The organism is Bacillus sp. FSL K6-1005, from assembly GCF_038000225.1.
GTDB lineage: Bacteria > Bacillota > Bacilli > Bacillales > Bacillaceae > Bacillus > Bacillus mojavensis.
Window position 1 is genome coordinate 323,284 of record NZ_JBBOBP010000001.1, and the last position, 20,740, is coordinate 344,023.

General features: G+C 43.7%; 22 protein-coding genes and 1 pseudogene. 10 read left to right on the forward strand and 13 right to left on the reverse strand.

All coding sequences use genetic code 11. The features are described 5' to 3' along the window. Nucleotides 1–4 precede the first annotated feature (4 nt). Genes NST16_RS01555 through NST16_RS01565 form a run of 3 tightly spaced genes read right to left on the reverse strand, consistent with a single transcriptional unit; the run spans nucleotide 5 to nucleotide 3,631 of the window. Complete coding sequence (locus tag NST16_RS01555; protein WP_286057992.1) at nucleotides 5–1,120, reverse strand: Ger(x)C family spore germination protein; 1,116 nt, start codon at nucleotides 1,118–1,120, stop codon at nucleotides 5–7. Continuing rightward, the gene (locus tag NST16_RS01560; protein ID WP_340883660.1) at nucleotides 1,117–2,214 is read right to left on the reverse strand and encodes a spore germination protein; all 1,098 of its coding nucleotides are present in this window, start codon (nucleotides 2,212–2,214) and stop codon (nucleotides 1,117–1,119) included. The genes NST16_RS01555 and NST16_RS01560 overlap by 4 nt, the downstream gene beginning before the upstream one ends. Continuing rightward, nucleotides 2,183–3,631 carry a spore germination protein gene (locus NST16_RS01565; protein WP_340883661.1) on the reverse strand — a complete coding sequence of 483 codons (1,449 nt, stop codon included), beginning with the start codon at nucleotides 3,629–3,631 and terminating at the stop codon, nucleotides 2,183–2,185. The genes NST16_RS01560 and NST16_RS01565 overlap by 32 nt, the downstream gene beginning before the upstream one ends. Nucleotides 3,632–3,748: 117 nt before the next feature. Here NST16_RS01565 and NST16_RS01570 point away from each other — a divergent pair, with 117 nt between their 5' ends. Both NST16_RS01570 and fumC read left to right on the forward strand, forming a co-directional pair. Then, nucleotides 3,749–3,934 carry a YvzF family protein gene (locus tag NST16_RS01570; protein WP_010331829.1) on the forward strand — a complete coding sequence of 62 codons (186 nt, stop codon included), beginning with the start codon at nucleotides 3,749–3,751 and terminating at the stop codon, nucleotides 3,932–3,934. Between the two features lie 66 nt (nucleotides 3,935–4,000). Beyond that, on the forward strand, nucleotides 4,001–5,389 hold the full coding sequence (gene fumC / locus NST16_RS01575) for a class II fumarate hydratase (RefSeq protein ID WP_010331827.1): 1,389 nt from the start codon (nucleotides 4,001–4,003) through the stop codon (nucleotides 5,387–5,389). A gap of 37 nt (nucleotides 5,390–5,426) precedes the next feature. Here fumC and NST16_RS01580 read toward each other — a convergent pair whose 3' ends face one another. Continuing rightward, nucleotides 5,427–6,302: a TetR/AcrR family transcriptional regulator gene (locus NST16_RS01580; RefSeq protein ID WP_168748710.1), complete on the reverse strand. Its 876-nt coding sequence runs from the start codon at nucleotides 6,300–6,302 to the stop codon at nucleotides 5,427–5,429. 168 nt (nucleotides 6,303–6,470) lie between these two features. Here NST16_RS01580 and spxO point away from each other — a divergent pair, with 168 nt between their 5' ends. Beyond that, nucleotides 6,471–6,635 (forward strand): anti-adapter protein SpxO, encoded by a 165-nt coding sequence (gene spxO / locus NST16_RS01585; RefSeq protein ID WP_003221681.1) that lies wholly within the window; start codon nucleotides 6,471–6,473, stop codon nucleotides 6,633–6,635. Nucleotides 6,636–6,662: 27 nt separating this feature from the next. Here spxO and cssS read toward each other — a convergent pair whose 3' ends face one another. Continuing rightward, nucleotides 6,663–8,018, reverse strand: a complete 1,356-nt coding sequence (gene cssS, locus NST16_RS01590) for a secretion stress-responsive two-component system sensor histidine kinase CssS (RefSeq protein ID WP_339178119.1) — start codon at nucleotides 8,016–8,018, stop codon at nucleotides 6,663–6,665. Continuing rightward, entirely contained in the window at nucleotides 8,015–8,692 is a 678-nt protein-coding gene (cssR, locus tag NST16_RS01595) for a secretion stress-responsive two-component system response regulator CssR (RefSeq protein ID WP_168748709.1), read from the reverse strand. The genes cssS and cssR overlap by 4 nt, the downstream gene beginning before the upstream one ends. A 274-nt stretch (nucleotides 8,693–8,966) precedes the next feature. On the opposite strand from cssR, the gene NST16_RS01600 reads away from it, so the two are divergent. After that, nucleotides 8,967–10,343, forward strand: coding sequence for a S1C family serine protease (locus NST16_RS01600; RefSeq protein ID WP_326196756.1), 1,377 nt, complete (start codon nucleotides 8,967–8,969; stop codon nucleotides 10,341–10,343). Between the two features lie 41 nt (nucleotides 10,344–10,384). Here the strand turns inward: NST16_RS01600 and mrgA are convergent, their stop codons facing one another. Beyond that, entirely contained in the window at nucleotides 10,385–10,846 is a 462-nt protein-coding gene (mrgA, locus tag NST16_RS01605; RefSeq protein ID WP_268447220.1) for a metalloregulation DNA-binding stress protein MgrA, read from the reverse strand. A 77-nt stretch (nucleotides 10,847–10,923) separates the two neighbouring features. After that, nucleotides 10,924–11,778 (reverse strand): oxidoreductase, encoded by an 855-nt coding sequence (locus NST16_RS01610; RefSeq protein ID WP_268504670.1) that lies wholly within the window; start codon nucleotides 11,776–11,778, stop codon nucleotides 10,924–10,926. 135 nt (nucleotides 11,779–11,913) lie between these two features. On the opposite strand from NST16_RS01610, the gene NST16_RS01615 reads away from it, so the two are divergent. The 4 genes and pseudogenes from NST16_RS01615 to NST16_RS01630 all read left to right on the forward strand — a co-directional run bounded on the left by NST16_RS01615 (nucleotide 11,914) and on the right by NST16_RS01630 (nucleotide 15,604). Then, the gene (locus NST16_RS01615) at nucleotides 11,914–13,698 is read left to right on the forward strand and encodes a M3 family oligoendopeptidase (RefSeq protein WP_340883667.1); all 1,785 of its coding nucleotides are present in this window, start codon (nucleotides 11,914–11,916) and stop codon (nucleotides 13,696–13,698) included. A gap of 109 nt (nucleotides 13,699–13,807) precedes the next feature. Continuing rightward, a complete protein-coding gene (locus NST16_RS01620; protein WP_010331818.1) occupies nucleotides 13,808–14,245 on the forward strand; it encodes a YusW family protein in 438 nt (145 codons plus the stop codon). A gap of 215 nt (nucleotides 14,246–14,460) precedes the next feature. Continuing rightward, nucleotides 14,461–15,288 carry an ABC transporter ATP-binding protein gene (locus NST16_RS01625; RefSeq protein WP_081638363.1) on the forward strand — a complete coding sequence of 276 codons (828 nt, stop codon included), beginning with the start codon at nucleotides 14,461–14,463 and terminating at the stop codon, nucleotides 15,286–15,288. Between the two features lie 27 nt (nucleotides 15,289–15,315). Next, a pseudogene (locus NST16_RS01630) lies at nucleotides 15,316–15,604 on the forward strand (YusU family protein). Nucleotides 15,605–15,649: 45 nt separating this feature from the next. Here the strand turns inward: NST16_RS01630 and NST16_RS01635 are convergent. After that, complete coding sequence (locus NST16_RS01635; protein WP_010331815.1) at nucleotides 15,650–16,516, reverse strand: LysR family transcriptional regulator; 867 nt, start codon at nucleotides 16,514–16,516, stop codon at nucleotides 15,650–15,652. Between the two features lie 142 nt (nucleotides 16,517–16,658). On the opposite strand from NST16_RS01635, the gene NST16_RS01640 reads away from it, so the two are divergent. Both NST16_RS01640 and NST16_RS01645 read left to right on the forward strand, forming a co-directional pair. Beyond that, complete coding sequence (locus NST16_RS01640; RefSeq protein WP_340883669.1) at nucleotides 16,659–17,399, forward strand: SDR family NAD(P)-dependent oxidoreductase; 741 nt, start codon at nucleotides 16,659–16,661, stop codon at nucleotides 17,397–17,399. Nucleotides 17,400–17,419: 20 nt separating this feature from the next. Next, on the forward strand, nucleotides 17,420–17,803 hold the full coding sequence (locus NST16_RS01645; protein WP_326196760.1) for a tautomerase family protein: 384 nt from the start codon (nucleotides 17,420–17,422) through the stop codon (nucleotides 17,801–17,803). Nucleotides 17,804–17,837: 34 nt separating this feature from the next. Here the strand turns inward: NST16_RS01645 and mdtP are convergent, their stop codons facing one another. The 4 genes from mdtP to NST16_RS01665 all read right to left on the reverse strand — a co-directional run bounded on the left by mdtP (nucleotide 17,838) and on the right by NST16_RS01665 (nucleotide 20,685). Beyond that, a complete protein-coding gene (mdtP, locus tag NST16_RS01650) occupies nucleotides 17,838–19,460 on the reverse strand; it encodes a multidrug efflux MFS transporter MdtP (protein WP_326196850.1) in 1,623 nt (540 codons plus the stop codon). A 16-nt stretch (nucleotides 19,461–19,476) separates the two neighbouring features. Beyond that, the gene (locus tag NST16_RS01655; RefSeq protein ID WP_010331810.1) at nucleotides 19,477–19,923 is read right to left on the reverse strand and encodes a MarR family transcriptional regulator; all 447 of its coding nucleotides are present in this window, start codon (nucleotides 19,921–19,923) and stop codon (nucleotides 19,477–19,479) included. A 171-nt stretch (nucleotides 19,924–20,094) separates the two neighbouring features. After that, the gene (locus NST16_RS01660; RefSeq protein ID WP_010331809.1) at nucleotides 20,095–20,427 is read right to left on the reverse strand and encodes a spore coat protein; all 333 of its coding nucleotides are present in this window, start codon (nucleotides 20,425–20,427) and stop codon (nucleotides 20,095–20,097) included. Between the two features lie 12 nt (nucleotides 20,428–20,439). Next, nucleotides 20,440–20,685 carry a hypothetical protein gene (locus NST16_RS01665; protein WP_010331808.1) on the reverse strand — a complete coding sequence of 82 codons (246 nt, stop codon included), beginning with the start codon at nucleotides 20,683–20,685 and terminating at the stop codon, nucleotides 20,440–20,442. Nucleotides 20,686–20,740: the final 55 nt, after the last annotated feature.

Consider the following 20,740-nt stretch of genomic DNA (forward strand, 5'->3'; position numbering starts at 1 on the left):
TCGGTTATTTAGACGCGCCCTTCGTTCCGAAGTCTCTGACGACCACATTGACATGATATTTTATTTCCGCATTGCTGAAATGATCATCCCATTTTTTTGAAATCTTCTTCCATTTCTGAGGATAATGGATTCTGACTTCGTTACCCAGTCCGGTCACGTCTGTTTTGATCTCTTTCTGCAGCGTGCCCTTAATAAATGCTGTTACTGTTTCTTCTAATCGTTTTTCGACTGTTTTTTCAATATCTTTGATATATGAATCCTTAAACGAATCTTCATTAGGATTCCAATCCTCGGATAAACGCCCTTCAATATTACGTGTGACGGTGAATATAAACTTTCCGTCCTTGTAGGCTGTCTTGATCTTACGATTGCTGGAATACACTTCATAAGAAAAAAGGTAGCCATTACGTTTCAAATCAATGACGCCGCCTTTGACCGCGCCGGTAAATAAGTTAATATTTTGGACTTCACCCGGTGTTAAATTTCTGCTCCATAACTTATCTTTTATGATAGCAGCTCCGTTGATTGCGAGTTTGCCGTTTTCCTCACCGACATGGGGAATGAGGAACGAATCGTCAGAGGTCAAGTGTTCTGAAATCTCCCCCAATGTAACAGGCTCCATCATTCTGATGGTTACCTTTCCATTCTCTGTCAGATTATAAATCACATTGGATGCGGGCTCGCCTTCATCATTCATCTTAAATATGTCCTTCGTGCGGCCATCGGTGACAAACACATATGAACTCCGCCTTGTCCCGTTGTCTCTGACAAATTGATTAATGATCGAGTCCATTCGAAAATCTTCAAGCACGCCCTTGGAAAATAAAATGAGACGTAAATGCTGGGAAAACGTAGGATTGTGCTTTAATGCCGATGTTCTCATCATTTGATGGACTGTTTCACCCTTTGTGACAGCAATCTGTGTCGGATCAGATGAAGAGCCTTCCTTTGAACTGATTTTTTTCGGCACAAGAATTTGCTGTGTCAGTTGTAAATTATGATCATCCGGCTTGTCTAAGCCTACTCCGATCACCAAGCTTAATTCTTCGATATTCTTGCTGTCCCAGCATCCGGACAGTAAGAGGGCGCATATGAAAATACTTAAAATCCGGATTTTCATTTTGCTGTAATCCTCCTTTTGACAGCTACGATGAAAAAGAGAATGAAGGGAAGTAAAAACAGGCAGACGAAAATGTATCCGAGATAATCGCTATACATCATGACCTGATTAGAGTCATCCGGCCATAGAGAAAAGTAATAGACAGCCGCGCCAATGAGAACCATGCTTTTTTTAGTCGATATTCCAAACGTCTTCTTCAGTCCGTTAGCGGCAAAATACCCGTAAACGACAAACGTTGTGAAAAACTGAATAATCCAGACGACCAGTAAAAACGATTCAAACCGTTCAATGAATATGCCTTTAAGCTCAAAGGATTGAAAGAGAGAAATGGTCGGCCAGACCAGCGATTTCACCTCAGGAGCTGTCAAAGCCCCGACAACGATAATATATGTCAGGATATATAATATAATCGGAATCATAAAGCCAATAGCCGCGTATCTGAATGTGTATTTCTTTTTCTTCATATGTTCAGGAAGAAACAGCATCACTTCCATTCCTAAAAAAGAGATGGAAACGACAGTTAGGGAGTTCGCAATGGGCCCCAAGCCCTCACCTAAAACAGGGCGCAAATTATTGATGTCAAAAATTTTAAAACTGATCCCAAACACGATCAGCAATATAATAATCGTAATCGTTAAATAAAAGGGAAACAGCCGCGAAACATCACTTAGCCCCCCAACAATTAAATAGATGCCGCAGCAGATAAACGTTAAAATAATGATTTGAATCGGCGTTTTCTCCAGAAGGAAAAACTTCACCATTTCAGCCATCGCCCTGGTTTCAAAACTGGCCACTCCGATAAAATAGCAGGAGATCAAAAGCCCCATGATGCTGCCAATCCATTTCCCAAGGCCTTCCCGCAAATACTCAAACAGTGAGGGATATTGATGTTTTTTCTGAATGAGCGTGTTTAAATAAATGAAAAAAATGAAAATGACACCTTCTAATATCAACACGATCCAGCCGTCGGGAGTATTACCCTTAGTGGTCAGCGCTCGGGGCAATGTTAAAAGACCGGCACCGAGCATTGTATTTGCAACAACAGAAATACCTTGAAAGGTATTAAGTTTGAGTGGAGTCTGTTTTTGGCTCATTTGGATTATTCGCCTCTTTTGGTTTGTTTTTAATTGGGAGACGGATAATGGAATCCTCTGTATTTTTCAGGCTGAAAAATCCATTTGGCGAAAAATACGGAGACCCAAAGCTCGTTTGTCTCGTTAGGTGCGTATAAATGACCAGCATAAATAAAATAATCCCGTACAGCCCGAGTATTGCGGCGGAAAACATCGAAATAAAACGCAGCACCCGGAAAGACAGCCCCATTCCGTATTGGGGAACGGTAAAGGATGCAAGGGCAATGACACTGACGACAATGACCATAATCGAACTGACGAGATTCGCTTCTACCGCAGCTTGTCCGATGACTACGCCCCCAACGAGGCCGATCGTCTGGCCAAGTGGATTGGGAAGACGCAGCCCGGCTTCTCTGAGCAGCTCGATCGTCACTTCCATCAGCAAGGCTTCAAATATCGGAGGAAACGGCACGTTTTCCCTGTTTGCCGAAATCGTGACGGCGAGCGCGGTCGGCAGCAGCCCTTGATGAAACGACACGAGCGCGATATAAATCGATGATAAAAACAAGGTGATGAATATAGAAGCAAAACGCAGCGACCGGATGAGGGATGCCGAGATCCAGCGTTCGTAGTAATCATCCGGAGATTGCATCAGTACACCGAGAGAAACCGGCACCAAAAGCACAAATGGGGAACTGTCCACCAAAATCGCAACCCGGCCGTTGAACAGGGCGGACGAAACTTTATCGGGCCTTTCCGTATTTTGAATTTGCGGAAATGGCGAGTATTTATTATCTTCAATAAGTTCTTCAAGTGTTCCGCTGTCCTGGATATCCTCCAGTTTGATATTGTTAAGCCGCGCTTTTACCTCTTTTACAACGGACTTTTTTGCTTTGCCTTCAATGTACATCATCGCCGCCGACTTCAGCTTGTTTTCGCCGATCATGATTTTTTTGGTAATGAGTTTCGGATGAGAGGTTCTTTGTCTGATTAGCGCAAGATTTGTATCGATGTCCTCCACAAACGCAACCTTTGGTCCGCGAACCACTTTTTCAGTTGTCGGTTCTGTCAGGCTTCTTGTTTGTTTCTTTTCTGTGGACAGAATATAGGCTTTGTTGAGGCCATTCACAAACACCGCGCAATTGCCGCTGAGAATTTCCTTAACCGTTTTTTCGGCCGTTTCTACCGGCCTTGCGTCAATTTGGTCGAGACGTTTTTTGACCTGGTCAAGCGTCAGCGTCTCCTCATCCTCCATTAAGGTTTTAATCGATTCTAAAACCTTCTGCTGGTCATTCAATTCACTAAAGTAGAGAAAGTAAAAAACAAGTCCGTTTGCCAGCATTTTTTTGTTTTTCACCAGATCATCGTTTTCTTTTAATTTTGGAAGCACCAATGCCAAATTATCGTGTATATATTCCTTAAACTCTGTTTGTTCCAACGAGGTCACCTCTTGTCCAAAACCTTAGTAGAGGTTATCTTTTCCTGTTAAAAAAATGATATACTGTGTTACAGTATTTTATGGCAGAAGTTTTTTTATGAAAGCGGAGGATATGAAGTGGCACAGGTAAGACTTGCAGGAAAACAAGAAGAAATAGAACAGCTCATTAAATCATTTGAAAAGCATTACGATGTCTCTTATACATCAAGGGAGTACGGGCGAACGAATCCGAAGTACAAATATTCAAAGGACTCCCGCGTATATCTTGAATTAAAATTAAAATCTGCCAAGATCGAAAAATAAAAAGGATTTTTTATATCACTGGCGAATTTGATCTATTGAAGCAACCGTTATGGAGGGATACATAAAATGGACTACAGAATTGAAAGAGACACCATGGGAGAAGTAAAAGTTCCTGCTGATAAATTTTGGGGCGCTCAAACACAGCGAAGCAAGGAGAACTTCAAGATTGGTTCTGAAAAAATGCCGATGCGTGTTGTGAAGGCGTTTGCAATATTGAAACGCAGCACGGCGATCGCTAATAAACGCTTAGGCAACCTAGATGCGGAAAAAGCGGAAGCCATTGCAGCAGTTTGTGATGATGTGCTCAAAGGCAAATATGATGATAACTTCCCGCTTGTTGTATGGCAGACCGGAAGCGGAACACAAAGCAACATGAACATGAACGAAGTGGTGGCCAATCGCGCGACCGCGTTATTAAAAGAAAAGAACTCTGATCAAACAATTCATCCAAATGATGACGTTAACCGCAGCCAAAGCTCAAACGATACGTTCCCGACAGCGATGCACGTTGCTGCCGTTTTATCTGTCTATGAACAGCTTGTGCCTGCGCTTGATCAGCTTCGCAATACGTTAGACGAAAAAGCGAAAGCATACAATGATATTGTAAAAATCGGACGTACGCATCTTCAGGATGCCACACCTCTGACGCTTGGACAGGAAATCAGCGGATGGGTGCACATGCTCGATCGCTCGAAGGAAATGATTTTAGAAGCGACAGACAAAATGCGTGCGCTTGCAATCGGAGGTACAGCTGTCGGAACAGGAATCAATGCTCACCCGGAATTTGGAGAGCTTGTTTCAGAGGAGATCACGAAACTGACAGGTCAAACGTTTAACAGCTCGTCGAATAAATTCCACGCGCTGACAAGCCATGACGAAATCACATATGCACACGGCGCCTTAAAAGCTCTTGCCGCTGATTTAATGAAAATCGCAAATGATGTCAGATGGCTTGCGAGCGGACCTCGCTGCGGCATCGGGGAGATTGTCATTCCTGAAAATGAGCCTGGCAGCTCCATTATGCCTGGAAAAGTGAACCCGACACAAAGTGAAGCACTGACGATGATCGCAGCGCAAATTATGGGGAATGATGCGACAATCGGCTTTGCCGCAAGTCAGGGGAACTTTGAACTCAACGTATTTAAACCTGTGATCATTTACAACTTCCTGCAATCCGTGCAGCTGCTGAGTGACGGAATGAACTCCTTCCATGATAAGTGTGCCGTCGGTATCGAGCCAAATAAAGAAACGATTCAGGAAAACTTGTCGAATTCCTTAATGCTGGTTACGGCGCTGAATCCGCATATCGGATATGAAAACGCCGCAAAAATTGCCAAGCTTGCCCATAAAGAGGGATTGACGCTGAAAGAAGCGGCTTTGAAGCTTGAATTGCTGACAGAAGAACAATTTAACGAAATGGTGAAACCGGAAGATATGGTAAAACCAAAGGCGTAATAGAGAAAAAACGGCTGCTTGTGAAGCAGCCGTTCTTCTAAATATATTGATGTTTCAAGAGAAATGTAAGCTGCTCGGCATCTTCTGCGAGAGCTTCCGACTCCATCAGGTTATGGATCATTCCTTTTATGATCACCAGCTTCGGTGTTTTTTTCTTCATTTCTGCTTCAAGTATGTCCAAGCTCTCCGATAATTCAAGGGAGGAGTTTGTGTTCAAGCTTTTTATTTTCTCACGAAGGCTTTTCACAATCGATTCAGTCAGCGGGTCAGGCCGTCCGTGAGACAGGGGCCCGAATAAAGAGCTTGCTTCTTCTAATGTGATGAAAGGCTCATCGTTTCGTTCAGACATGCCTTTAACCATATCATCAATGCGGTTAATAACGATATCTGCTAATTGATCCGGCTTCACAGTATACCCGAGCAAAATCATGCATTCCAGGTAAATCTGGCTGATCCCTTCTATTAGAAAACAAAGCTCCGCTGTATAAGGTTCAGCTTTTTCTCCGTATATGTTTAACAGACTGTCAATGTGAAATTGAAGGGAAGTCTGGCGGATTTTTTTTGCGCATTGCTCTACTTCATCCGTGTAAGGCAGAGAACCTTCCTTCATTTGCATTGTAATAAAGTCTTTGTGTTCAAGGATGTTTTCATAGAACACGGTAAGCTGCTTGCGGTAAGCTGTTCTAGGGCTGTCGCCTTTCGTTTTAATATTTAAAATACGGGTAAATGTTTTATCATAATAGAAATTCAGCATAGATAAAAGCAGCGCTTCTTTAGAAGGAAAATAAATATAAAAAGCGCCTTTTGAAATCTTGCATGCTTTGGCAATTTCTTGAACTGATGTTGCGTTATATCCTTTTTGGGCAAACAGTTTAATGGCTGTTTCAATAATCAGCTTCTCTTTTTCCTTCAAATGGTTCCACCCTTTCGGAGCTTGAGGCCTACATAGGATATGACCATATAGTCATACCATACGTTTTAAATTTAACCTTATTGTAACTTGTTTTTTTATCATGTATTATTTATATTATAGATTGAGATGACCGAACGGTCAAAGCTCAAGCGAAAGGGTGAATCTGAAATGAGAGAATTGGACGAAATGATCAGCCGCTTGCGAAACAGAGGAATTAAAGTGGAAAAAGTCAAATATCCGAAGCAGACGTTGTCAGAGAAAAAATGGGTTCATCAATGCAAACAGCCGCTCAAAACGAATTACAGAGATTTTAACGGCTATTCTTTCACATAAAAAATAGACTGCAAAAATATCTACAGTCTATTTTGGCACTGCTATGCGGTATGTTACACCCGTTTTGTCATTTTCAATTGAGATAGACGCCTTATGAAGAGTTAAAATACGTTTTACGATGCTGAGACCAATGCCGAATTCGCCTTTCTTCCCTTTATTAAAAGGCTCATAGAGGCTGGAAAGCATCTCATCTTCAATATGCGGTCCGTCATTTTTAATGGTGATAAAGATATTCTGATCATCCTGTTTCATGATGATTTCAATCTTTGTTGCGGCGTAACGGATTTGATTTTCCAGTATGTTCTCCAGAAGCTTGTTCCATTGCTCGGGATCACCCGGCATAAGAATGTCTTCATCTATATCAATTCCCCAAGATAATTCTTTTCGCGCCCATTTCAGTCTTTCAATGACTTCTTCTGTCACTTCCATAATACTGAATGTTTCATGTTGTACTTTTTGCTTAGATAAATAATCGAGCTTTGTTAAATATAATAAATCTTTTATTTTTTTCTCCAGCTTAAGGGCTTCACCTTCAATGACATCTACTGTATTTTCAAGATCTCCTTTAGGAAAAATCCCGTCTTTAATGGACTGGGTGTATCCCCTGATCACCATAACAGGCGTTTTTAAATCGTGTGAAATATTTTGTAAAAGGGTTCTTTCTGTTTCATCCTTTTGCACAAGCTTTTGGCGCATCTCTTCGATGGTATGCCCCAATTTGCCGATTTCATCTTTCCGATCCACTATGACAGGATCATCCCAATCCTGTTCTGAAATCCGTTTGACGTGCTTTTCAAACGAAACGAGAGGCCTTGATAAATATTTCGCAAGCCAAATCGCCGGAATCCAGCTCAATAAAATGACAACCGCTATAATAAACAGCAGCTGTTTGAACAGAGTGAAGGCCAGATCGTCCCGATAAGAATCAAGTGCATAGGACAGCATCATGGCGGATTGCCCGTTTACGGAAAGTCCCTTCTTAATGACAAAAAACACTTTTTCGCCATTAATTTCAGCGCTGTATCGTTTCTTTTTGGCTTCCTGTTTATCAGCCAGCTGGTATACCTTATGGATAAAATCAGACGACAGGATTCGTAAATCCTTGTCTGAAGAAGCCGCTTCGTTTTCGGGCAGAAGCACGTGCTGAACAGAGCGCACGGTCGTCGGCGCCGTGGCTTCCTCGCTGTAATAGCGCCTTTCGATTGAACCAGGCAGGCGGTACTCGGTCAGAACATGCTGTTCATTTTCAATGGTGGTGTACGTTTCATTGGTGAAAAAATCACGCAGCGTGTTTGAAAATAAAACAAGCAATAAAATCGATATGGCTAACAGGATGCCGGAGATGACAACCCATATTTGAAACGAGAGAGGCTTGTTTTTCATGATGTCATCATCCTGTAGCCAAACCCGTAAATGGTCTCCACTTTGAGTTCAGGCATCTTTTTACGCAGCCTCCGGACAAGATCGTCAACAACGCGGTCAGTTCCAAAGTAATCATGTCCCCATACCTTTACGAGAATATCCTCACGGGAATATGGATGTCCTTTATGATGAATAAATAAGAGGAGGAGATCAAATTCCTTCGACGTTAAATTAATCAAATTGCCGTTTTCATCATAAACCTCTCGGGCGTCTTCTGCGACCCGATAGGAGGAGACGACAGTTTCGTTCTTTTGTGCGGACGGCGCTTCCTTATAGACAAGCTGCAACAGCTTTTGCACACGTATAATCAGTTCCCGCGGGAGAAATGGTTTTGAAATATAGTCATTGCTTCCAAGCTCTAACCCAAGCACTCTGTCAATATCGGCGTCTCGTGCGGAAATAAAAATGACCGGCACGTCAGGGTCCTTCTCTTTAATTTCTTTTATTAATGTATAGCCGTCAGTATCCGGCAGCATGATATCGAGAATCCAGAGGTGGGGAGACGGCGTCATTTTTTTTCTGGCGTCTTCGCCTTTCGTAAAAGATGTAATGTTCCAGCCCTCATTCTCTAAATACTTCGTCAGCAATTCATTCAGATTATCCTCATCTTCAACTAGATAAATGGTATATGACAAGGCCCTTCACATCCTTTCAACGTCATTATAAACTAGTTTTAACATACGGCAGGCAATTTTCATAATTTCACATATTCTTTTCATTTTTATCCCACAATGTTTGTTTATGATGTGTATAAGGGAAGAAAGGAAAAAAAGAGCGGGGAAGATGCAGGATGATCAAACATATTCTATTTTGGTGCTTTGCTTTTCTCCTCATTATTGGGACAATTGAACTTGTACATGCGATGAATATGTAACGATAAACGAAAAACCGAATAAGGAGTGTATGCATATGGATTACCGACGTGATGACCAAAACGGGGAACAACAAACGGAACCTTCACATACAGAAAACATGAATACAGATAACCGGAAGCTGATTGAGCATCCTGAACAAAAATTGCTTGATCAGCCTCATTCTTATGAAGCGGGACGAAAAGAAACGGCTTCCGCTTTAGAAATGGAAAAGAAAGAAACAGCTGTAAAAAAAGAGAAGAAGCGGAGAGCGGCATGGCTGAGCCCGATTTTAGGCGGGATCATCGGCGGCGGACTGATGCTCGGCATCGCGCCTTATTTGCCGTCTGACCATAATGAGACAACCGAGACGGCTTCCGCAAATAAACAGGTGCAATCCGACAATTTTACAACGACACCTGTGACAAACGCGACCAACGTGGCTGATATGGTAGAGGACTTAGAGCCGACGATTGTCGGCATCTCAAATATCCAAACCTCTCATAATAACACATTCGGCACAGAAGGCAGCTCCGGTTCAGAAAGTGAAAGCGGAACAGGGTCAGGGGTTATTTTCAAAAAAGACAATAACAAAGCATATATCATTACAAACAACCACGTAGTGGAAGGAGCGAATAAGCTGACTGTTACCCTGTACAATGGTAAAACGGAGACAGCAAAGCTTGTGGGAAGCGATGCAATTACCGATTTGGCTGTTTTGGAAATCAACAGCAAGAACGTCAAAAAAGTGGCGAGCTTCGGTGATTCTTCGCAGCTGCGCACAGGTGAAAAAGTCATCGCCATCGGTAATCCGCTCGGCCAGCAGTTCTCAGGAACAGTGACACAAGGGATCATTAGCGGACTTAACCGGACGATTGATGTCGATACGACTCAAGGTACCGTTGAAATGAATGTGCTGCAAACAGACGCCGCAATCAATCCGGGGAACAGCGGCGGCCCGTTAATCAATTCAAACGGCCAAGTGATCGGTATCAACAGTCTGAAAGTGAGTGAAAGCGGGGTTGAGTCACTCGGTTTTGCGATTCCAAGCAACGATGTAGAGCCAATTGTTGACCAGCTTCTTGAAAATGGAAAAGTGGACCGTCCATTCTTAGGCGTGCAGATGATTGATATGTCACAAGTTCCTGAAACGTATCAGGAAAATACACTCGGCCTGTTTGGGGATCAATTGAGCAAAGGTGTCTACGTCAAAGAAGTTCAATCAAATTCACCGGCGGCTAAAGCAGGAATGAAACCTGAGGATGTGATTGTCAAATTAAACGGCAAAGATATCCAAAGCAGTGCGGATATCCGTCAAATTCTTTATAAAGATTTAAAAGTCGGAGATAAAACAACAATTCAAGTGATACGCAACGGAAAAACGAAAAACCTGAATGTGACACTGACCAAGAAGACAGAGAGCCTCAGCAGCTAACTGGCAAAAAAGCTGAACCCGAAGAGGGTTCAGCTTTTTTTTTAGCCTAAATAAGAGGAAAGCATCCACACTTGTTTTTCGACTTCTTCTATAAGTCCGACAAACAAGTCTGCTGTCGCATTGTCTTGATTTTCTTCCGCGAGGCCGATGACGAATTTAGACTCGCTGCTGATTTGTTTATAGTCGTTCACCAAAGCTTGGACCATTTCTGAAGCTGACGTTTCGTTTCCGCCGTCTGTGATGGATGCTTGCTCAGTGTATTCTTTTAAAGTGGCAACAGGCTGTCCTCCGATAGCCAGCAGGCGCTCAGCAATCGTATCTACAGTTTCCGCCGCGTGGTCATACAGTTCTTCAAATTTTTCATGCAATGTAAAGAAGTGAGGCCCTTTTACATACCAATGAAAACGGTGCAGTTTGGAATATAGAAGAAACCAGTTTGATAATTGGGTGTTCATTGAATTCTCAACTAATGTCAGGTTTGTTTTTGCGTTTTCGGTTTTCATAATATTACGTCCTCCTTGTGATCTGTTAATTTAATTATATCACATATTAATTAAAAATCAATACTAAATTATAATAATTATAATTTAGTTCGGGTGAATAGTTTTTTCTTCAAGATAGATTCCCAAGCGGACCAAGGAAAAAGTGCACGGAATAGCAGGGTGAGCTTGACGCCTTTTCCGATCGGATAACGCAATTTCTTTACGCGCTGTTTCATCGCTAATTGATAAATGAGGTCGGCAACCTCTTGGGGGTCTCCGCTTTCAGCGGCATTTTTTTCAACATAAGAAAGGATCTTTTTATAGTATTGATGATAGGCTGAATCGTTAGCCGGCACAGTCATGTGATTCGATAAAGATGTTGTCCAGATCGATGTCTTGTATGAGCCTGGCTCGATCAGGGCGGTTTCAATGCCGAAAGGAAGCAGCTCCAAGCGCAGACTTTCAGAAAATCCTTCTAATGCATACTTGGAAGCGGCGTAAGGCGACAGTGCCGGAAATCCCGTCAAACCGCTGATACTGCTTACGTTTATAATCTTTGCCCCGCTATGCTTTCTTATGTAAGGCAGGACAGTTTTTGTGACATTGATCAATCCGAAAACATTCGTTTCAAATTGCTTTCTGAAATGCTCCATCGGCACATCCTCGATAAATCCCCCGTAAGCTGTACCCGCGTTATTAACGAGTACATCAATTGGGGCATACGCACTTATGGTTTTTCCAAACGCTTCGATCGAGTGTTCATCAGTGACATCGAGAGCGGTGATATGAATGGAGTCAGCTACATGATGTTTTGCTGCTAAACCGCGCAGCTGTTCCGCTTTCTCGGGCTGCCTTGCTGTGGCAATGACGAAGAATGACTGAGCCAGTTTGACTGCCGCCAGCAGACCAAAACCGCTTGACGCTCCTGTTACGATAGCTATTTTTTTATTCATTTTCCATATCCTCCTGTTTGGCGCTACAGCTATTGTACAATGATGCACAGAGAATGACGCCTATAAAAGAAATTTTTATACAATAATTCAGAATTGTTCTATAATAAAATCAAATGAGGAAAGGGGTTTTGAGTCATGGGATTGCAAGGGGTAGACAAAACATGGGATCTGGATTCGTTTTTTAAAGGCGGGAGCCAGTCAGAAGAATTCAAGAGATATATTGAAAAGCTGTCACAAAGCCTGCGTGCATTTCAAGACATGACGGATGCTTTTGAGCCGCCAGAAACGCCGGCTGATGCTGGAAGGCTGACCGCATTGCTCGATGCATTTGAACAAAATTCGGTCAAGCTGCAGCAGGCTGGTGCTTTTGTCTCGTGTCTTCAGGCACAGAACATTAGCGATCAGAAGGCGAATGAGCATAAATCATTCATGCATCAGCTAGTCGCAGATTTTCAGTCCTCCCTTGTCACATTGGATCATAAACTTGTGGAGATTGATCAAGGCGTGTGGGAAGAATTGCTCAAAACAACCGGGCTGCGAGAGGTATCATACATATTAAATGAAAGAAGAGAACGGGTTGCCGAAAAGCTCAGCCCAGACAAAGAAAAACTGATTGGAAGCCTTGCGGTTGACGGCTATCATGCCTGGGATGATTTATATCATATCGTTGTCGGAAAAATGACCATTCCGTTTGAGGAAAAACAATTATCTGTCGGACAGGCGGAAAACATGATGTCTCATCAGGACCGTACTGTCAGGAAAACCGTTTTTGAACGCATCAATCATGCATGGGAGCGGGAACAGGATATTTTCAGCAGCACGCTGAATCATTTGGCGGGATTCCGGCTGGAAACCTACAAAGCGCGGGGATGGCAGGATGTTCTGAAGGAGCCGCTGCAAATCAACCGGATGAAAAAAGAAACGCTGGATACGATGTGGCAGGTCATTACTGAAAATAAGCAGCCGTTCGTTCAGTTTCTCAACCGGAAAGCATCCATGCTTGGTCTCGAAAAGCTCAATTGGTACGACGTTGAGGCACCGATTGGGTCTGCCGGGAAGGAATACTCATACGATGAAGCCGCAAACTTAATCATCAGCCAATTTTCCACGTTCGGCCGAAAGTTGTCCGCCTTTACAGAAAAGGCGTTCCGTGACCGCTGGATTGAAGCCGAGGACAGAAGCGGGAAAAGAGTCGGCGGCTTTTGCACGAGCTTTCCTGACAGCGGGGAATCCCGTATCTTCATGACGTTTTCCGGCAGTGCCTCGAACGTCTCAACGCTTGCCCATGAACTCGGGCATGCCTTTCATCAGGAAGCGATGCTCAATGTAAGGCCGTTAAATCGATCCTATGCTATGAATGTAGCGGAAACTGCGTCAACTTTTGCGGAAATGATTGTGGCAGACGCGACTGTCAATCAGGCGGAAACAAAGGAAGAAAAGCTTGTGCTTTTGGAGGATAAAGTGCAAAGAAGCGTTGCTTTCTTTATGAATATCCACGCGAGATTTTTATTTGAAACGAGATTTTACGAAGAACGAAAACGGGGAATTGTGCCGGCGGACCGTTTAAATGAGCTGATGGAAGAGGCGCAAAAAGAAGCGTTCTGCGGCGCTTTAGACGAGTATCATCCGCTATTCTGGGCGTCAAAGCTCCACTTTCATATTACGAGAGTGCCGTTTTACAATTACCCTTATACGTTCGGCTATCTGTTTTCCCTCGGCATTTACGCTCTGGCGCTTGAAGAAAAAAACACGTTTGAAGAGAAATATATAGCGCTATTGTGTGATACGGCATCCATGACCGTAGAAGATTTAGCGATGAAGCATTTAGGCGCAGACATCACGAAGAGAGACTTTTGGGAAAATGCCATCAAGCTGGCCGTGCAGGACGCCGAAGCCTTTTTGCAAATGACTGAATCATAAAAGGAAAGCCGGGCGCTGAAGCCCGGCTTTTTCTGTTCTCTTCTCTGAATGAGGATTCCATTCCTTGGACATACCTAAAAGAAATGGAATTCTACAGGGGGGAACCATTATGCATTTGATCAGAGCGGCCGGGGCCGTTTGTCTCGCAGTTGTTCTGATTGCGGGCTGCCGTCTCAATGAAGAACAGCAGCTAGCAGAAGGAGAAAATACGGCAGTTACTCATATGAAATCCGTTCCTTACAGCAATTTTTCGCTTCGCGTCAGCTACGGTGACGGTGAGCATAACCGCTATGAAGGAATATACGAAAAAAACGGAACTCATGAAACGGCAGAAATACAAGATAAGCTCTCTGGCATCAATCAAGAGGGAGAAGAAGCGCTGGATGAGATGAAAATGATTCTAAGCGAGCTGTCCGTGACAGATCAAATGGCTGAGAAAGAAGTGATTCACAGTGTGCTGGCGGCTTTTAACCTTGACAGCCACTATGATCATTTTGACTTAAAAGTGAAGCTTAAGAACGGAACTGTCAGAGAAATTAAAAAATAATCATGTGCTGAAAAACCCATAACCGCCATTTTTGACCAGAAAACTAATTGAAAATGATTTTCAAAGTCACTGTTTTCTGCTACAATGATGGATATATGACCATATCAGAGACTGAATATTGTATCACTTGCATTGATGACAATTTACTTACATGCATGTCTATATAAAACGTGCAATACATAGTGCTGCTAAAAAGCCAGCAAAAAGGAGCGGTTATGGGTATGAGTGCAATTTCTACAGAAACGCTGAGCTTAGGGTACGGGGATGCCGTTATTATTGATGAACTGAATTTAACGATTCCAAAAGGTGAAATTACCGTATTTATCGGCAGCAATGGCTGCGGAAAATCGACACTTTTACGTTCATTGGCGCGGCTGATGAAGCCGAGAGGCGGTTCAGTGCTATTGGAAGGAAGAGCGATCGCCAAGCTTCCGACAAAGGAAGTCGCAAAGGAGCTTGCCATCCTGCCGCAGGGGCCTTCTGCTCCGGAGGGACTGACGGTGCATCAGCTTGTAAAGCAGGGAAGGTATCCTTATCAAAACTGGCTGAAACAGTGGTCAAAAGAGGATGAGGCAGCTGTAGAGAGAGCGCTAAAAGCCACAAAGCTGGAGGATATGGCTGACCGCGCCGTCGATTCCTTATCAGGCGGGCAGCGCCAGCGGGCTTGGATAGCGATGACGCTTGCCCAGGAAACGGATATTATCCTTCTGGATGAACCGACAACGTATTTGGATATGACGCATCAAATTGAAATTCTTGATTTGCTGTTTGAGCTGAATGAGAAGGAACAGCGGACGATCGTCATGGTGCTCCATGATTTGAATTTAGCGTGCCGCTACGCACATCACCTTGTGGCTATTAAAGATAAGCAGATTTACGCTGAAGGCCGTCCAGAAGAGGTCATTACTTGTGATCTTGTGCAAAATGTGTTTTCTATGAACTGTCAGGTCACACAGGACCCGCTGTTCGGAACGCCTCTTTGCATTCCTCATGGCCGGGGCAGATGCATTGTCCGGGAAGCGGCTTTCACATCACATGGATAAATAACACGGCTAAAGGAGCTTTCATCAATGAGAAAGCTCCTTGCTGTTTTCTCGAAAGGAAGATGTATGAATGGAACAAAAACTGCAAGAACAGCTGGATGGATTGCTTGAAAAATATACCGAGCTTCTCCTTGGGGAGTCAAATCGTGAATTAAAAGAAGAAGTGAAGCAGTGGATTGTGTACACGCATATCGCCAAAAGCATGCCTCCGCTCGCCAAGCATTGGAATACGACATATCCTGACGCAAAGCAGGGCATTAAAGACATCATACAGCATATCAAACAGTTAAATGAAGAGCACCGAAACAAAGAATAGGCTAAAAAAGCAGTCTGCCGCTCATAATCGGCAGACTGCTTTTTGTTATGTTGCGGTTTCATTTGGTGCGAAGGAAGCCATAAAGGTGCGCAGCGCGCTGCTGATAAACGAATCCTTACGGAGAATAAACTCCGTTTTCATCTGTCTGAGAGGTTCAGGGAGCGTGTACAATCGGATCGAACCTTCAGACTCGTGTTTTTGTACAACAGTCCGCGGGAGCAAGGAGATGCCAAGGCCCGCTGTCACCCCGCCTATAATCGCTTCAAGTGTGCCGAACTCCATAATAACCGGCTGTGTGACGCCGGCAGAGTGCAGCCATTTTTCAAGGGTATCTCGGTACGAACAGCCTGTGCTGTAAACGAGAATCGGCTTTGTGATCGCTTCTTCTGCACAGGACACAGATGCAGCGGACACGACTACGGGCTCCTCCTCAAATGCGGGAAAGGACTGGAGCTCAGGATGATTGCATTCACAGCCGATAAACGCGCCATCGAGTTCATACCGAAGAACTTTATCAATTAAAAATTGTGTATGCCCTGTTATTAAAGACAGCTGTACGTTTGGATACTCTTCATAATACGAAGCAAGCAGTTTGGGAAGCCTGACTGCGGCGGCTGTCTGAGTGGAACCGATCATCAGCTGTCCGCTCGGCTCAGTTGAGGAAGAGAGCGCTTTGGACGCCTCATCCAGCAGCCCGATAATTTTATTCGTATAATCCAACAGAAGCTTTCCGCTGGAAGAGAGTGTCATGCCTCGATTATGGCGCAAAAAAAGGGTGGTGCCGAGCTCAGCTTCCAATTGCTGAATTCTGGCCGTCACATTTGATTGCACGTAGCCAAGCTGCAGTGCGGCTTTCGTAATTGAGCCTTCACGGGCTACCATTTGAAACACACGTAGATCTCCGCTTTCCATGTTGAATCCCCCGCTCTTTTGCTATCAATCTAAATGATAGCAAGTATCTTTAACAATCATTATACGGAACACCAAACCTGCATTACAATAGAACCAGCAGTTTAGATTTCAAAATATATACAAACAACAAGGAGTGGCGGCAATGGATCTTAAGAACAAAATAGCTCTCGTCACTGGGGGCGGCACGGGAATCGGAAGAGCAGCATGCATTGAATTAGCGAAACGGGGAGCGATTGTTGCAGTGAATTATTCACGCTCTCGTGCTGAGGCTGAGGAAACAGCAGACATCATCAAAAGAGAGGGCGGGCAGGCCGTTGCTATCCAAGCCGATGTGTCCAAAAACAGTGAAGTGCAGGACATGGTTCAATCAATAGGAAAGCAATACGACACGATTGACGTTTTAATCAACAATGCAAGTATTACACAGCATATTCCAATGGATGATCTTGATGCCGCGACAGAGGACGTATGGGATAAGATATATGCGGTCAATGTCAAAGGAATGTTTTTTTGCGCGAGAGCAGCGGCTCCTTTCATGAAAAAAAGCAAGGCTGGGGCGATCGTTAATATTGGCAGTATCGCGGGGGCAACCGGGGCGGGCTCTTCTATGCCATACGCTGTGTCAAAAGCAGCGGTGCACGGCCTGACAAAATCATTGGCACACGCTTTGGCGCCAGAAATCAGAGTGTGCGGTGTCGCACCCGGAGCTGTTGCGACAAGATGGTGGGCAGGACGTGAAGAAAAAATGAAAAACATGAGCGGCACTTTGCTGTTGCAGCGAATTGCTGAAGCGGGTGATGTGGCACAGCTGATTTGTTCCGTTCTTGAACAGGAATCCCTGACAGGACAAATCATCACGATTGACAGCGGCCAGACGATGTAAAGAAAGGAGCGGCTTGAGAGATGCCATTTGTACAGATTCATTTACGAGCGGGGAGAAGCAAAGAATGGCTTCAAAAACTAAGCAGTGCCATTCACCAGTCTATGATCGAAGAAATCAATGTGCCGGCTGATGATTACTTTCAAGTGATCCGGCAATACCAAAAAAGCGAATTTTTTTATGATCCGTGTTATTTACAGGTAGAGCGCACAGATGAACTGATTTACATCCATTTTACATTGAAAGATTCAAGAACAACAGAGCAGAAGAAATCGTTTTACCATTCTGTGGCAAGCCGGATTCATTCGGAGCTCGGTGTAAGAAAAGAAGATGTGTTTATCATACTGGCTGGAAATCAGGATGAAGATTGGTCCTTTGGGGATGGAAGGGCTCAGATGATCGAATAAAAAAGCCCCGCGGTTATGTCCGCGGGTTGCTCTATTAATGAGAAGGGGATTCAACGGCTTGAGAAGCTTTTTCCTTTTGTTCATCCGTGTTCTTATTCGAAAGCTTAATAGGTCTTAAGAATAAGGTAAATACAGCTCCGACTGCGATAAAGATGAGGCCTGCATAAAAAACACTGTGGAGTGAATCCATTAATGATGTTTTTAAAATCGGCACGACATGGGATGAGAAAGCCGCAGGAATTTGTTTGATTGCGTCCGGGCTGAACAGTGATTGCAGCAGCCCTTGCGGATTTGTGTCAATCATGCCCTTTAATTGAGAAGCAAAGGCGTTTGCCTGTGCCGGAAGCGAGTCTAAATATGGAACCAGTTTATCAGTCAGCAAGCTTCCGGATCGGGCGTTCATTATAGCGCCCAGCATGGTAATACCGAATGTGCCCCCGATAGAACGGAAGAATTGGCTGGAAGAGGTGACGACCCCAAGCTCCTCTTTCGAAAAGCTTTCCTGTAAAGCCAGCGTCAGAATCGGCATAACAAGACCCATTCCAAGACCAATAATGGCCATATAGGATGTTGCGATAAGTTTGCTCGTATCTAGGTCCAATGTGGTTAACAGAAGGAATCCGCCAGCCATAATCAGCATGCCTGTTATGATTTGCGGTTTAATTCCTATTTTGTAAACAAGCTGGCCGCCGATAATGCTTGTGATAATCATTGAGATCATCATTGGTGTCATAATCGTCCCTGATTCAGACGCGCTTACACCGACAATTCCCTGCATAAAGAAAGGAACAAACGTAATTGCGCCAAACATTCCGATACTCATAAAAAAGCCGATCAGGTTCAAAAACGTAAATGTTCTATTTTTAAATAGATACATAGGAAGGATCGGTTCTTTCGCTTTCGACTCAACAATAATAAAACTCACAATACCAATCAATGCGAGAGCGAACAAGCCGAGAATCTGCCATGAACCCCAAGCGTAATCTTTTCCGCCGAAGCTTAGGGCAAGAAGAAGGCTGACAACCCCGACAATCATTGTAAAAATACCGGCGATATCAAAGTTGATCGGACCAGTCTGTTTACGGCCCTGCAATCCTCTGGCAATAAAAATAACGGCGATAATTCCAACAGGAAGGTTAATATAGAAAACCCATTTCCAGTTTAATGAATCAACGATCCAGCCGCCGATTTGCGGACCGATAACAGAAGCAAGTCCGTAAATGGCACCAAAGACCCCTTGGAATTTGGCACGCTGTTTTCCTGTAAATAAGTCACCAATGACAATCATGGCCATCGGCATCATAATACCTCCGCCAATTCCCTGCAAACCGCGGAAAATAATTAATTCTGTCATATTGTTGGCCATTCCGCACAGAGCTGAAGCAGCCATAAAAATAAGCAAACCTGATACATAAACGATCCGGCGCCCCAATAAGTCGGCTAATTTACCGGCGATCGGCACGACCGTTGTTGATGTTAACAAATACGCTGTAGTCAGCCAGGTCATCATGCTTAGACCGCCAAGATCTCCGACGATTTTCGGCATGGCAGTTCCGACAATGGTGCCGTCAAGGGCTGAGAAAAACATGGCAATGATTAAGCCGGTTATTAATAAAGTCCGTTTTGATTGTTTTCCTTCATTACTCATTTCATCCATTTCCTCTTTTCCTAATTTACTTTTCATTGGTTTCGGCAGCAGCTTGTGCCAGCTTTTTCGTAATATGTGCTGCCTGCATCATTTCTTCATCTGTCAGGTAGGAAAGGTATCGTGCCATTATGGCTTTTCTGCCCGCCAAAACGTCCTCGAACTTTCTGTCTCCTTCATCGGTAAGGCTGATATTAATGACTCGCCTGTCTTGTGTATTGTGTTTTCTGACGATCAGATTTTTTTGTTCAAGGCGGTCTGCCATTAACGTAACCGCGCTTGGCTTGACCTCCATCCGTTCGGCAATTTCAGAAATTTTAAGGCTGCCATTCTTTTTTAAGCTCGCGAGCACAAACAGCTGCGCGGGGGTAACCCCCTGTTTCTCCATGCTATCCAGCATTTCAGGCTGTATCTTTTGAAAGAGCGTCTGAAGCGATAATTGAATATCAGACATTAACTGATCCGCACTCTTCATCTTCATTTCTCCTCTTTAATATAACTATTGTTTATATTTAATGCATTAAAATAGTTAATGCTTATTAAATATAAATAAGTGTTAATAAAAAGTCAACTGATTTTACACACAAAAAAAGGATAGATGCCAGTAAAGCACATCGTACCCTTTTGCTGATCTGATTGATAAACTTTATTGCTGATAAGGAGACTGCTGCTGAATGGTCTGCTGGAACTTTTGATAGGATTGCTGCAGCTTTTGGGCGTCCTCTGCTTCAACAGCATACCAACCATATTGGAACATGAGATCATACAGTTTTCTTTGCGCTTTTTGTGACTCATCAAAAATGGTTTGAATATCCTGATAGAGAGATTCATGGCTGAACTCGTGCAGAGCAGTGCAATACGCAGTGGTCATGTATTTTTCTGTTGTCAAAAGCTCATTGACGAAATCTCTGTCATTCATTTCTGATGTAGTCGGCACAGGTGTTTGCGGGTTGCTGATTTTCTGATTTTGCTGATTCATTTTGGCGCCTCCTTATTGGATGTAGCCGGACTGCTGCTGGCCTGGCTGCAGGTGCTTTAATATTCTTTGATAGTGATCGTGATGCATATGTCCGACGCGGTCTAGTTCTTGTTTTAATGTTTGATCCTGGCACTGCTGCGCCATAAAATGCGCTTTTTTCATCGCGAGCAGATTCCAGTTCAGCATGTCATTCAGATACAAATGATCCTTTGTTGAAATGACAGAGGGCGGCATTTGAGATTGCTGCTGATTGTTCATTGTAATCCTCCTTTGCGTTCTATCCGTTTTATGTTTCCTTCAGTATGGGAGTTAT

Coding starts and splice junctions, on each gene's coding strand:
- NST16_RS01655 (WP_010331810.1), bottom strand. CDS start 19,923: ATGAAGAGTGCGGATCAGTTAATGTCTGATATTCAATTATCGCTTCAG.
- spxO (WP_003221681.1), top strand. CDS start 6,471: ATGAGAGAATTGGACGAAATGATCAGCCGCTTGCGAAACAGAGGAATT.
- NST16_RS01615 (WP_340883667.1), top strand. CDS start 11,914: ATGGGATTGCAAGGGGTAGACAAAACATGGGATCTGGATTCGTTTTTT.
- NST16_RS01635 (WP_010331815.1), bottom strand. CDS start 16,516: ATGGAAAGCGGAGATCTACGTGTGTTTCAAATGGTAGCCCGTGAAGGC.
- NST16_RS01665 (WP_010331808.1), bottom strand. CDS start 20,685: ATGAACAATCAGCAGCAATCTCAAATGCCGCCCTCTGTCATTTCAACA.
- NST16_RS01625 (WP_081638363.1), top strand. CDS start 14,461: ATGGGTATGAGTGCAATTTCTACAGAAACGCTGAGCTTAGGGTACGGG.
- cssS (WP_339178119.1), bottom strand. CDS start 8,018: ATGAAAAACAAGCCTCTCTCGTTTCAAATATGGGTTGTCATCTCCGGC.
- NST16_RS01620 (WP_010331818.1), top strand. CDS start 13,808: ATGCATTTGATCAGAGCGGCCGGGGCCGTTTGTCTCGCAGTTGTTCTG.
- NST16_RS01645 (WP_326196760.1), top strand. CDS start 17,420: ATGCCATTTGTACAGATTCATTTACGAGCGGGGAGAAGCAAAGAATGG.
- NST16_RS01640 (WP_340883669.1), top strand. CDS start 16,659: ATGGATCTTAAGAACAAAATAGCTCTCGTCACTGGGGGCGGCACGGGA.
- NST16_RS01660 (WP_010331809.1), bottom strand. CDS start 20,427: ATGAATCAGCAAAATCAGAAAATCAGCAACCCGCAAACACCTGTGCCG.
- NST16_RS01560 (WP_340883660.1), bottom strand. CDS start 2,214: ATGAGCCAAAAACAGACTCCACTCAAACTTAATACCTTTCAAGGTATT.
- fumC (WP_010331827.1), top strand. CDS start 4,001: ATGGACTACAGAATTGAAAGAGACACCATGGGAGAAGTAAAAGTTCCT.
- NST16_RS01600 (WP_326196756.1), top strand. CDS start 8,967: ATGGATTACCGACGTGATGACCAAAACGGGGAACAACAAACGGAACCT.
- NST16_RS01610 (WP_268504670.1), bottom strand. CDS start 11,778: ATGAATAAAAAAATAGCTATCGTAACAGGAGCGTCAAGCGGTTTTGGT.
- mdtP (WP_326196850.1), bottom strand. CDS start 19,460: ATGGATGAAATGAGTAATGAAGGAAAACAATCAAAACGGACTTTATTA.
- mrgA (WP_268447220.1), bottom strand. CDS start 10,846: ATGAAAACCGAAAACGCAAAAACAAACCTGACATTAGTTGAGAATTCA.
- NST16_RS01555 (WP_286057992.1), bottom strand. CDS start 1,120: ATGAAAATCCGGATTTTAAGTATTTTCATATGCGCCCTCTTACTGTCC.